The sequence below is a fragment of the Phenylobacterium sp. genome (assembly GCF_016793225.1).
Classification (GTDB): Bacteria; Pseudomonadota; Alphaproteobacteria; order Caulobacterales; family Caulobacteraceae; genus Phenylobacterium.
Genome location: NZ_JAEUMN010000035.1, coordinates 57,514 through 67,727 on the forward strand (window position 1 = coordinate 57,514; position 10,214 = coordinate 67,727).

The following is a 10,214-nucleotide window of genomic DNA, read 5'->3' on the forward strand; positions in this document are numbered from 1 at the left end:
CCCGTCAAAGGAAAGGCAGACTGAACCAGTGGCCTTTCGAAGCGTTAGTGCCCCCCGGAGGTGGTCATGATGACACCTGTTCTATCGATGGAAGCGTTTGCCGCGCTCGGCGCCCCGAACCTGGTCTACGTCCGGCCCATCAAGGCCGCCGAGATCATCGCCAGCACACCCGCGGCGCAGATCGAGAGTTTCGAGCTCGACCCCGAGCAGACCCTTTACGCCGTGCATCGCGCCGACGGCGAACGGCTCGCCGTCCTGACCGACCGCAACGCGGCGGTGGCCGCGGCGCTGGCGCACGAACTCGCGCCGGTCTCGGTGCACTGACCCGAGCTACCCCCCGAAGATGAGGCTGTCGGGCCGATAGCGCCCGGTCAGCCGCAGCTCCAGCCGTCGCGCCGCGCTGCGGATGTACTCGTCGCCGCCCGCCGCCAGGGCCCGGCGCACGGCCGGCAGCGCGGGGGCCGCCCCCTGGCCGAGGTCTTCGAGCGCGTTGAGCGCCTGCAGTCTGACGCGCGGCGCGGGCGCCTCGTCCAGCAGGCGCGCCAGCGCCATGGCCGCCGTCCCGGGCGCCGAGGCGCCGATGGCGGCCGCCAGGGCGACCCGCACCTGCGGGGACGGCTCGATCCGGCTGCGGGCCTCGGCCTCGGCCCGTGCGCCCCCTGCCGCCGCAGGCGCCAGCATGGCGATCCCCAGCGCGGACCAGTAGCGAATCACCTCGTTGTCGTCGGCCAGCCCCCGGCGCAGGGCCGGCAGGTTCTTCGCGTCGCGCTGCGCCGCCGTGGCGGCCAGGGCCATGATCCGCGCCAGCGGATAAGCGCCCGGGGCGCGGCTTTCCGCGAACCCTTCCAGCGACGAGCCTTCGGGGATGAAGCCGTTGTCGTGGATGGCCAGCATGTGCGCGTCCAGCGCCCGCCGCAGCCGCGCCAGGACCCCTGCGGCGCGAGGGGACGCCGCCAGGTTCTCGAGTTCGTCGGGGTCGGCGCGGAGGTCGTACAGCTCCTCGTACGGCCGGGGCTCGAAGAAGCGTCGCGCCGCCGGCGTCAGGCGGCCCGCCAGATGCTCCGTCTCCAGCGACCTGTAGGCCGCCGACTGCCACTCGTACGCGCCGTGCCGGCCCGCGGCGAGGTGGGGCATGTAGTTGCGGATGTAGCGCCACCGTCCGTCCGTGACGGTCCGCACCAGGTCGTAGACCTCGTCCATCCGCCCGCGCATGCCGAACGCGTGGCGGCCCGCCGCCGGCGCCCGCGTCCCGAACAGCGCCGCGCCCTGCATCTGCGGCGGCGGTGTGGCGCCGGCCAGCGCCAGGACGGTCGGCGGCAGGTCGATCAGGCTCACCGCGCGTTCGACGGTCCCGCCCGGCGCGGCCGGCAGCAGGTGCGCCCACTTCGGCGGCGCCAGGACCACCAGCGGCACGCGCAGGCCGGCGTCGTGGCAGTAGCGCTTGGACCGGGGCAGCACCCCGCCGTTGTCGGCGAAATAGAAGACGATGGTGTCCTCGGCGAGGCCGTCCGCCGCGAGCTCGGCCAGCCGCCTGGCCAGCTCGCCGTCCATCCGCTCCATCAGGTTGTAGTACGACGCGATATCCTGCCGGACCTCGGGCGTGTCGGGCAGGTGGCCCGGCACGCGCACATCCTGCGGCTTCACGCGCCCGGGCGTCGGCCGGAAGACCTGCGACTCGTGCGTCGCGCCGAAGTTGAAGACGCTGAAGAACGGCTTGCCGGGCGGCCTCGCGCGCCAATGGGCCTGCCCCCCGTGCTCGTCCCAGATGGCCGCGGGGTCGAGGTCGCAGTTGTAGTCCGTCTTGGCGTTGTTGGTGCAGAAGTAGCCCGCGTCGCGCAGCACCTGCGGGGTGGCGCGCCAGGACGCCGGCAGCCGGGCGACGGCGCGCATGTGCTGGGCCGGCGCACAGGTCTCGGGATAGGCCCCGGTGATCAGCGCGAAGCGCGAGGGCGCGCAGACCGGAGCGGTGGAGAAGGCGTTCGCGAAGCGCACGCCCCCGGCCGCGAGCCGGTCGATGGTCGGCGTGTGCGCCAGCCGGTCGCCGTAGGCGCCGACGTAGGGATTGTTGTCCTCGCTGACCAGCCAGAGGATGTTGGGCCTGGGCCCGGCCGCGTGAGCCGCCGGGCCGGAGGCCGCCGCGCCGGCGGCCGTGCCGGCCAGCAGGGAGCGCCGCGAAAGCCGACCCCCCGCCATCCGCGGTCAGGCGGCGGGGCGGTGCGCGTCCTGGACGAGGAGCGCGTGAACGGCGTCGGCCGACCGCGCCTTGCGCAGCTGCTCGCGCAGATCGCCCTGCCGCAGCAGCCGCGACACGCGCGCCAGCGCCCGGAGGTGGTCGGCGCCCGCGTCCGGCGGGGCGAACAGGGCGAAGAGCAGGTCGACCGGCTGGTCGTCCACGGACTCGAATTCCACGGGCGCCTCGAGCCGCACGAACACGCCCCGCATCCGCTGTAGGCCCGCGAGCCGCGCGTGCGGCACCGCGACCCCGTGGCCGACCCCGGTCGAGCCCGCGGCCTCGCGCTCGGACAGGGCCTCCAGCACCACGCCCGCGTCGAGGCCGAAGTTCCGCGCCGCGATCTCGGCGATCACGGCCAGCGCCTTCTTCTTGTTGCCTGCGCTCGCGCGCATGGAGATCGCCGAGCGATCCAGCAGCTCACCGATATTCATGGTCTTGGACAGCAACCCCAATTCCGAAGGGCCCGCCGGACGCGCGGGCCGCCTGCGGCCGCAATGCAACTAGTGGGCCGGACCGGCCCCGTCTCCAGATCCGTTACGGCTCCTGGTCCGTTCCGGATCAATCCATCCGATATTCCCGTCGGGGCGGCGATATACCACCGAAAGGCCGCCGTGCGCGGCGTTGCGGAACACGATTGTTTGAGCTTCGGTCAGATCCAGCTCCATGACCGCCCCCGAAACGGTCATCGTGCGGATCGGCTTCTCCGTCTCGGCGATGATCATGGGCTCGGGGAAGCTCTGGGCCGGCGGCTCGGCGTCGGACTCGTCCTCGTCGTCGGTCGCCGCGATCACGAAGTAGGCCGCGCTCTCGGCCTGCTTGGCGTTGGCCGCGATGGAGTGGTCCTTCAGCCGGTTCTTGTAGCGCCGGATCCGCTTCGACATCTTCTCGAGGGCGGCGTCGAACGCCAGGTGCGCGTCGTTGCCGACGCCGTGCGTCGTGAGCTGCTGGCCCGAGGCCAGGGTCACCGCGCAGTCCACCTTGAAGGCGGCCCCCTCGCGGCTCACCACGACATCGGCCCCGCCCCCGTCGCGGTCGAAGTACTTGGAGATGGAGTTGGAGAGTTCGTCGGCGACTCGGCTTCTCAGAGCCTCGCCGACATCGACGTGCTTACCGGTGACTTGGACTTGCATGGGCATGACAACGCGCCTCGCTCCTAAAGGTGTCAAGCACCTGAAATGACCGCCCAGAAGTGGGTGAACGTGCGGACGATGATGTGGGCCGCCAGCACCAGGATCGACGCCGAGGTGATCGCCATCGCGTAGCCCACGAGGGCGATCACGCCGTCGCGCTGGATGAGCGCGAACGAAAGCGCCGAGACCGAGAGGGCGGGCAGGATGTTGCCGCCGGGGATGGGCAGGATCAGCACCAGGGCCAGGGCCAGGCAGACCACCCCGATCAGCCGCTCGCCCAGCGGGCCGAACAAGAGGGCCAGCCGCGGCCTGGAGACCGCCTCGACCCGACGCAGCCATCCCACGAAGCGCGGCAGGGTCTTCTTCAGGTCCGCGGTGGAGATGGTCCGGTCCTTCACCCCCGCGGGAAGCCACGGCGCCGAGGCCCCGATGATCAGCTGCGGCGCGAGCACCACCAGCGGGAAGCCGAAGATGGTGGTGGCCCCCGGCGGCAGCGGCAGCATGCAGGCGAGGCCGAAGACGAACAGCAGCGCGCCGATCGCACGCCCGCCGAACAGCTGCGTCAGCTCCGCCACCGAGATGCGCGCGCCGTCGTGGTGGGCGACATCGGCCAGGATGGCGGAAAGGGGACGCTGCTTCTCGAATGACTCGGCCATCGGTGTTCCATCTGGCGCTTCGCCTAAGCTGCGCCAAGTGCCGGAACGCGAATTGTGACGATCCCGGTTCCCGACCTCGCGCCGCCGCTTGCGTGACGTTGGGTCGCGCGGGATCATGTGACCCCCGATAGCCGGGCCGGGGCCGGCGTCGGACACTCGACCCCCTGCAGCGGAGGCTCCGTGACTCAGCTCGCCTATCTCGCTCCATCCAGCGCCGAGGAGGCGGCCGCCGCGCTGGCCCGGGACGGGGCCCGGCCGCTCTCGGGCGGCACAGACCTCCTGGTGCAGCTTCGCGCCGGACGGACCCGGCCGGCGGTCGTCGTCGACCTCAAGGCCGTCGCCGGCGCCATCGGCGTCCGCGAGCAGTCGGGCGGCTTCGTCATCGGCGCGGCGACGCCGGGGGCCGTGCTGGGCGAGCACGCCGCCCTGTCGCGGGCATGGCCGGGCGTCGTCGAGGGCGCCACGCTCATCGGCTCCACCCAGGTGCAGGGGCGCGCCAGCCTGGGCGGCAACCTCTGCAACGCTTCCCCGGCCGCCGACGGCGTGCCGGCGCTGATCGCCGCCCGCGCCACCTGCGTCATCGTCGGACCCGGCGGCCGCCGCGAGGCGCCGGTGGAGTCCATCGCCACCGGACCCGGACAGACGTCCCTGGCCCCCGGGGAATTCGTGCTGGAGTTCCGGCTCCCGCCCCGTCCGGCGCGGGCCAGCGACGCCTACCTTCGGCTCATCCCGCGCACCGAGATGGACATCGCCGTCGCCGGCGCGGGGGTGAACCTCGTCCTGGACGAGGGCGGCCGCGTGGCCGAGGCGCACGTGGCCGTGGGCGCCGTGGCGCCGACCGCGCTGCTGGCGGCCGAGGCGGGCCGGGCCCTCGTGGGCGGCCGTCTTGACGACGCCGCGCTGGCCGGCATGGAGGCGGCGGTGCGCGCCGTCTGCCGTCCGATCAGCGACAAGCGGGGCACGGCGGAATACCGGACCCGGATCGCCGGAGTCCTGGCGCGGCGCGCGGCGCTGATCGCCTTCGAACGCGCGGGAGGCGTGCGATGAGCAAGATCCATGTGACCACCACCGTCAACGGCGATCCCGTCGAGTTCCTGGCCAGTCCGGGCGCGACGCTGATGGACGCCCTGCGCGACGACCTGAACCTCACGGGGACCAAGGAGGGTTGCGGCTCGGGCGATTGCGGCGCCTGCAGCGTGATCGTCGACGGCCGCGTGGTCTGCAGCTGCCTGATGCTCGCCCCCGAGGCCGAGGGCCGCCGGATCGAGACGGTGGAGGGCCTGGCCCAGGGCGGCCATCTCCACCCCCTGCAGCAGAAGTTCCTCGAGCATGCGGCCCTGCAGTGCGGCTTCTGCACGCCGGGCCTCCTGATGGCGTCCAAGGCGCTGCTCGACGCCAATCCCGACCCCACCGAGACCGAGGCGCGGTACTGGCTGGCGGGCAACCTCTGCCGCTGCACGGGCTACGACAAGATCATCCGCGCGGTGCTGGATGCCGCCGCCGAGCTCCGCCAGGAGAGAGCCGCATGAGCGAGACGCTGGAAAAGCCGGCCCCCAAGGCCGCCCTCAGCATCGTGGGCAGCCGCCCGGTCCGCCCGGACGGCGCCGACAAGGTGACCGGCCGCGCCGCCTACGGCGCCGACTTCAACATGCCCGGGCAGCTGGTCGGACGCGTGCTGCGCAGCCCGCACGCCCACGCCCGCATCGTGTCCATCGACGCCAGCAAGGCCCGGGCCCTTCCCGGCGTGAAGGCCGTCATCACCGCGGCCGACTTCCCCGACCTCGCCTCCGAGGAGCTGGAGGGCGGCGAGGCCGCGGCCAACCTGCGCGACCTGTCGCTGAACGTGATGGCGCGCGGCAAGGCGCTCTATCACGGCCACGCCGTCGCCGCCGTCGCTGCGGTCTCGACCGAGATCGCCGAGGCCGCGCTCGAGCGCATCAAGGTGACCTACGAGGTCCTGCCGCACGTCATCGACGTCGAGGCGGCGATGTCGCCCGACGCGCCGGTCCTGCACGACCACCTGTTCACCGAAGGGCTCGAGGCCCGGCCCGACCGGCCGTCCAACATCGCCAAGAAGCACCGGTTCGCCCGAGGCGACCTGGCCGAGGGCTTCGCCGCCGCCGACGTCGTCGTCGAGGGCCGCTACACCACCAAGGCCACGCACCAGGGCTACATCGAGCCCCACGCCTGCGTGGCGGCCTGGGGCGAGGATGGCCGCTGCGACGTCTGGAGCTCGAGCCAGGGCCACTTCATGGTCCGCACCTTCTGCGCCCGGCTCCTCGGCCTCGACATCTCCGACGTCCGGGTGACGCCGGCCGAGATCGGCGGAGGCTTCGGCGGCAAGACCACCGTCTACCTCGAGCCCCTGGCGCTGGCCCTCTCCCGCGCCAGCGGCCGGCCGGTGAAGATGGTCATGAGCCGCGAGGAGGTGTTCCGCGCCACCGGCCCCACCTCGGGCGGCATCGTGCGCGTGCGGCTGGGCGCGAAGTCCGACGGGACGATCGTGGCGGCCGACGTCGAGCTGACCTACCAGGCCGGCGCCTTCCCGGGCTCGCCCGTGGGCGCGGGCGCCATGACCGCGCTCGCCTGCTACGACATCCCGAACTTCTCCATCGTCGGCTGGGACGTGGTCACCAACACCCCCAAGGTGGCCGCCTATCGCGCGCCCGGCGCCCCCATCTCGGCCTTCGGGGTCGAGAGCGCCGTCGACGAGCTGGCGCTGAAGCTCGGCATGGATCCCATCGCGCTGCGCGAGAAGAACGCGGTGAAGGACGGGACCAAGGCCTCGTACGGCCCCACCTTCCAGAACATCGGCTACCTCGACACCCTGGCCGCCATCCGCGAGAGCGAGCACTGGAAGACGCCGCTCGGCCCCAACCAGGGCCGCGGCGTGGCCGTGGGGTTCTGGTTCAACGTCGGCGGCGAGAGCACCGCGGCGGTGCACATCGGCGAGGACGGCAGCGCCGCCGTGGTGACCGGCAATCCCGACATCGGCGGCAGCCGCGCCTCTATGGCGATGATGGCCGCCGAGACCCTGGGCCTCCCCATCGACAAGGTCCGGCCGATGATCGCCGACACCAGTTCGATCGGCTATTCGATGCTCACCGGCGGCAGCCGCGTCACCTTCGCCACCGGCATGGCCGTCGTGCAGGCGGCCGAGAAGGTGACCGGCGAGCTCTGCGCCCGCGCCGCGAAGCTGTGGGACGTCCCCCGCGACCAGGTGGCCTGGGAGGGCGGCAAGGCCGTCTGCCTCGACGCCGCCAAGGACCGCGCGCCGCTGAGCCTCGAGGCGCTGGCGGCGCAGTCCGCGCGCACGGGGGGCCCGATCTCGGGGCAGGCCACGATCAACGCCCAGGGCGCGGGCCCCGGGTTCGGCGTGCACCTCTGCGACGTCGAGGTCGATCCCGAGACCGGCCAGGTCAGCGTCGTGCGCTACACGGCCGCCCAGGACGTCGGCAAGGCGATCCACCCCAGCTACGTCGAGGGCCAGGTCCAGGGCGGCGTCGCCCAGGGCGTCGGCTGGGCGCTGAACGAGGAGTACATCTTCGACGGCGAGGGCCGGATGGAGAACGCGGGCTTCCTGGACTACCGGATGCCGGTGGCCTCGGACCTGCCGATGCTGGACGCCATCCTCGTGGAGACCGCGCCCAACCCGCGCCACCCGTTCGGGGCCAAGGGCGTGGGCGAGGTCCCGATCGTGCCGCCGCTGGCCGCGGTGGCCAACGCCGTCCGCGGCGCCATCGGCGTGCGCATGCCCGACCTGCCGATCTCGCCGCCCAAGGTGCTGGCCGCCCTGGACGCCAAGGGCGGCTGACCGTGGCCCGGGTCGTCGCCGGGAGCGAATGCTGGCCCTACACCGGCGGCGCCTCGGAGTTCGAGGTCGAGGCCGGCACGGTGCGCGAGATCATCGCCGCCCTCGACGCCCGCTTCCCGGGCCTGGGCGCGTTCGTGGACAAGCGCATGGCCTTCGCCATCGACGGCGAGATCCACCAGGACGCCTGGTTCTCGCCGGTCGGTCCGGACAGCGAGGTGTTCCTGATCCCCAAGATCGGCGGCGGATAGCCTTCGGCCCCGGGGGCCCTTGCGGGAAGGCGATCCGATCCACAGATCCTGCGCCACAGCAGCGCTCTGGAGCCGGGCCGCCGCCACGATGAGAACCGCAGCCGGGGCGCCTCGCCCGCTCTTCTCGACGCGTCTGCTGATCGCCTTCGCCCTGATGGCCTCGCTCGCCGTGGCGCAGGGCGGCGTCGCGGCCTGGATCGCCAATCGGGCGGAGCATCAGGTGCTGCGCGGCCGCGTGGCCGGCGACCTGCAGAGCGGCTTCTGGGAGCTTTCGGCCACCAAGCAGCGACTGCGCGCCTGGTCCCTGCGGGCCCTGATCGGCGCCAACCACGCGCCCGGCGACGGCGAGATGCTGCGCCAGCGGATGGCCGCCACCGTCGTGCGCCTCCAGACGCTCAGCGGCCAGGCGGCGGAGATGGACCGCGCCGTCGGCATCGTCTCGCCCGAGGGCGCTCAGCGCGACGATGCGCTGGCCCTGCTCGCGCAGAGCGTGGTCGCTCTGCGAGCGCCGATCGCCGAGATCAACCGTCGGGGGCCGACCCAGGACGCGCGTTCCGCGTGGGGCCAGATCGAATCGGTGTTCGACGAGGGCGCCGGGCGGGATCTGCGCGAGCTGCTCAACGACCGCATCCGGGTCGAAGCCGAGATCCTGCAGCGCACGCGCCGCGCCGCCGACGTCTACCTCGAGCGGGTGAAGATCCTGTCCTGGACCGCCACCGGCACGCTGGGGCTGACGGCGCTCATCCTGGCGCTCTACTTCGTGCGGGGCCTGCGCCGGCCGCTGGCGGCCATGTCCGACGGCGCCAAGGCCTTCGAGCGCGGCCAGCTCAACCACCGCATGCCCGTAGGGGGCTTCGAGGAGTTCGCCCGCTTCGGCGCCAGCATCAACCGCATGGCCGAGGAGCTGTCCGCACGGCGCGAGCAGGAGGCCGAGATGCGCGCCGGCCTGGAGGTTCAGGTGGCGTCCCGCACCCGGGAACTGGAGACCGTCCTCGGCGAGTTGCGTGAGGTGGAGGCCCGCCGCCGCCAGCTTCTCGGCGACATCAGCCACGAACTGCGCACGCCCATGACCGCGATCCGCGGAGAGGCCGAGGTGGCCCTGCGGGGCAGCAAGACCATCGACGACTACCGGGAAGCCCTGACCCGCATCACCCAGTCGTCGCGGCAGATGGGCGCCCTGATCGAGGACCTCCTGATGATGGCGCGCAGCGACGCGGAGGTCCTGCAGCTCAACTTGGCCCATGTCGACCCCCGCGACCCGCTGGAGGAGGCCCTCGCCAGCCTCTCCTCCGTCGCCCACGAACGTGGGCTGCAGCTGGACGTGCGCATCGACGATCGACAGGCGTGGGTGAAGGCCGACGGTCAGCGGCTGCAGCAGGTCATCGCGCTCCTGCTGGACAACGCCATCCGATACTCGCACCGGGGCGGGACGGTCCGCGTCCGCGCCGGTTCCGATCCGGACAACCCCCGCCGCTGGCGCCTGGAGATTGCGGATCAGGGGATCGGCATCGCACCTCAGGATCTCGCGCGCGCCTTCGAGCGCGGCTTCCGCTCCGCGGCGGCGCGCGCCCATCGCGCCGACGGCACGGGCCTGGGCCTTCCAATCGCGCGCACCCTCACCGAGCGCCAGGGCGGCGCCCTCACCCTCGAGAGCCGCGAGGGCGAAGGCACGCGCGCCGTCCTCACGCTCCACCTCATCGACGTCCCCGCCATGAAGGAAACCGCCTAGATGCACATCCTGGTCGTCGAGGACGACGCGCGCGTGTCCGACTTCCTCGATCGCGGCCTGCGGGCCGAGGGGTATCGCGTCCGGGTGGCGCGCGACGGCGCCACGGGCCTGGAGGCCGCCCGCGAACTGGACCGAACGCTCCGCGAGCTGGACCAGAGCGGGGTCATCCTGCTCGACCTGATGCTGCCGGTCATGACCGGCATCGAGGTCTGCCAGACCCTGCGGGCGGCCGGCGTCATGACGCCGATCCTCATGCTCACCGCCCTCGGCGCCGTCGAGGATCGGGTGTCGGGGCTGCGCATGGGCGCCGACGACTACCTGGTGAAGCCCTTCGCCTTCGAGGAGCTGCTGGCCCGCATCGAGGCGCTGCTGCGCCGGCCCCGCGACCAGCGGGCGTCCAGCCG

General features: G+C 72.7%; 11 protein-coding genes. 7 read left to right on the top strand and 4 right to left on the bottom strand.

All coding sequences use genetic code 11. From position 1 onward, the window contains the following. The first annotated feature begins 66 nt into the window (after nucleotides 1-66). On the top strand, nucleotides 67-324 hold the full coding sequence (locus JNK30_RS03995) for a DUF1150 family protein (protein WP_293480400.1): 258 nt from the start codon (nucleotides 67-69) through the stop codon (nucleotides 322-324). 6 nt (nucleotides 325-330) lie between these two features. On the opposite strand, the gene JNK30_RS04000 is transcribed toward JNK30_RS03995, so the two are convergent. The 4 genes from JNK30_RS04000 to JNK30_RS04015 all read right to left on the bottom strand — a co-directional run bounded on the left by JNK30_RS04000 (nucleotide 331) and on the right by JNK30_RS04015 (nucleotide 4,019). After that, nucleotides 331-2,193 (bottom strand): sulfatase, encoded by a 1,863-nt coding sequence (locus JNK30_RS04000; protein ID WP_293480401.1) that lies wholly within the window; start codon nucleotides 2,191-2,193, stop codon nucleotides 331-333. Nucleotides 2,194-2,199: 6 nt separating this feature from the next. Next, the gene (gene ptsN / locus JNK30_RS04005; protein ID WP_293480403.1) at nucleotides 2,200-2,664 is read right to left on the bottom strand and encodes a PTS IIA-like nitrogen regulatory protein PtsN; all 465 of its coding nucleotides are present in this window, start codon (nucleotides 2,662-2,664) and stop codon (nucleotides 2,200-2,202) included. A gap of 69 nt (nucleotides 2,665-2,733) precedes the next feature. Beyond that, nucleotides 2,734-3,363, bottom strand: coding sequence for a ribosome-associated translation inhibitor RaiA (gene raiA, locus JNK30_RS04010; RefSeq protein WP_293480405.1), 630 nt, complete (start codon nucleotides 3,361-3,363; stop codon nucleotides 2,734-2,736). A gap of 32 nt (nucleotides 3,364-3,395) precedes the next feature. Beyond that, nucleotides 3,396-4,019 carry an exopolysaccharide biosynthesis protein gene (locus JNK30_RS04015; RefSeq protein WP_293480407.1) on the bottom strand — a complete coding sequence of 208 codons (624 nt, stop codon included), beginning with the start codon at nucleotides 4,017-4,019 and terminating at the stop codon, nucleotides 3,396-3,398. 180 nt (nucleotides 4,020-4,199) lie between these two features. On the opposite strand from JNK30_RS04015, the gene JNK30_RS04020 reads away from it, so the two are divergent. From JNK30_RS04020 to JNK30_RS04045, 6 genes are all read left to right on the top strand, one after another. Continuing rightward, on the top strand, nucleotides 4,200-5,066 hold the full coding sequence (locus JNK30_RS04020) for a xanthine dehydrogenase family protein subunit M (protein ID WP_293480409.1): 867 nt from the start codon (nucleotides 4,200-4,202) through the stop codon (nucleotides 5,064-5,066). Continuing rightward, on the top strand, nucleotides 5,063-5,548 hold the full coding sequence (locus JNK30_RS04025; RefSeq protein ID WP_293480411.1) for a (2Fe-2S)-binding protein: 486 nt from the start codon (nucleotides 5,063-5,065) through the stop codon (nucleotides 5,546-5,548). The genes JNK30_RS04020 and JNK30_RS04025 overlap by 4 nt, the downstream gene beginning before the upstream one ends. Next, complete coding sequence (locus tag JNK30_RS04030) at nucleotides 5,545-7,833, top strand: xanthine dehydrogenase family protein molybdopterin-binding subunit (protein ID WP_293480413.1); 2,289 nt, start codon at nucleotides 5,545-5,547, stop codon at nucleotides 7,831-7,833. The genes JNK30_RS04025 and JNK30_RS04030 overlap by 4 nt, the downstream gene beginning before the upstream one ends. 2 nt (nucleotides 7,834-7,835) lie before the next feature. After that, nucleotides 7,836-8,081: a MoaD/ThiS family protein gene (locus JNK30_RS04035; protein ID WP_293480415.1), complete on the top strand. Its 246-nt coding sequence runs from the start codon at nucleotides 7,836-7,838 to the stop codon at nucleotides 8,079-8,081. Nucleotides 8,082-8,169: 88 nt separating this feature from the next. Further along, nucleotides 8,170-9,810 carry a HAMP domain-containing sensor histidine kinase gene (locus tag JNK30_RS04040; protein ID WP_293480416.1) on the top strand — a complete coding sequence of 547 codons (1,641 nt, stop codon included), beginning with the start codon at nucleotides 8,170-8,172 and terminating at the stop codon, nucleotides 9,808-9,810. Continuing rightward, nucleotides 9,811-10,214, top strand: a 404-nt coding sequence (locus JNK30_RS04045; RefSeq protein WP_293480418.1) for a response regulator, incomplete at its 3' end; no start/stop codon positions are given.

What these genes read in the sequence shown, in the direction of transcription:
- JNK30_RS03995 (WP_293480400.1), top strand. Translation starts at nt 67, where the DNA reads ATGATGACACCTGTTCTATCGATGGAAGCGTTTGCCGCGCTCGGCGCC.
- JNK30_RS04000 (WP_293480401.1), bottom strand. Translation starts at nt 2,193, where the DNA reads ATGGCGGGGGGTCGGCTTTCGCGGCGCTCCCTGCTGGCCGGCACGGCC.
- ptsN (WP_293480403.1), bottom strand. Translation starts at nt 2,664, where the DNA reads ATGAATATCGGTGAGCTGCTGGATCGCTCGGCGATCTCCATGCGCGCG.
- raiA (WP_293480405.1), bottom strand. Translation starts at nt 3,363, where the DNA reads ATGCAAGTCCAAGTCACCGGTAAGCACGTCGATGTCGGCGAGGCTCTG.
- JNK30_RS04015 (WP_293480407.1), bottom strand. Translation starts at nt 4,019, where the DNA reads ATGGCCGAGTCATTCGAGAAGCAGCGTCCCCTTTCCGCCATCCTGGCC.
- JNK30_RS04025 (WP_293480411.1), top strand. Translation starts at nt 5,063, where the DNA reads ATGAGCAAGATCCATGTGACCACCACCGTCAACGGCGATCCCGTCGAG.
- JNK30_RS04030 (WP_293480413.1), top strand. Translation starts at nt 5,545, where the DNA reads ATGAGCGAGACGCTGGAAAAGCCGGCCCCCAAGGCCGCCCTCAGCATC.
- JNK30_RS04040 (WP_293480416.1), top strand. Translation starts at nt 8,170, where the DNA reads ATGAGAACCGCAGCCGGGGCGCCTCGCCCGCTCTTCTCGACGCGTCTG.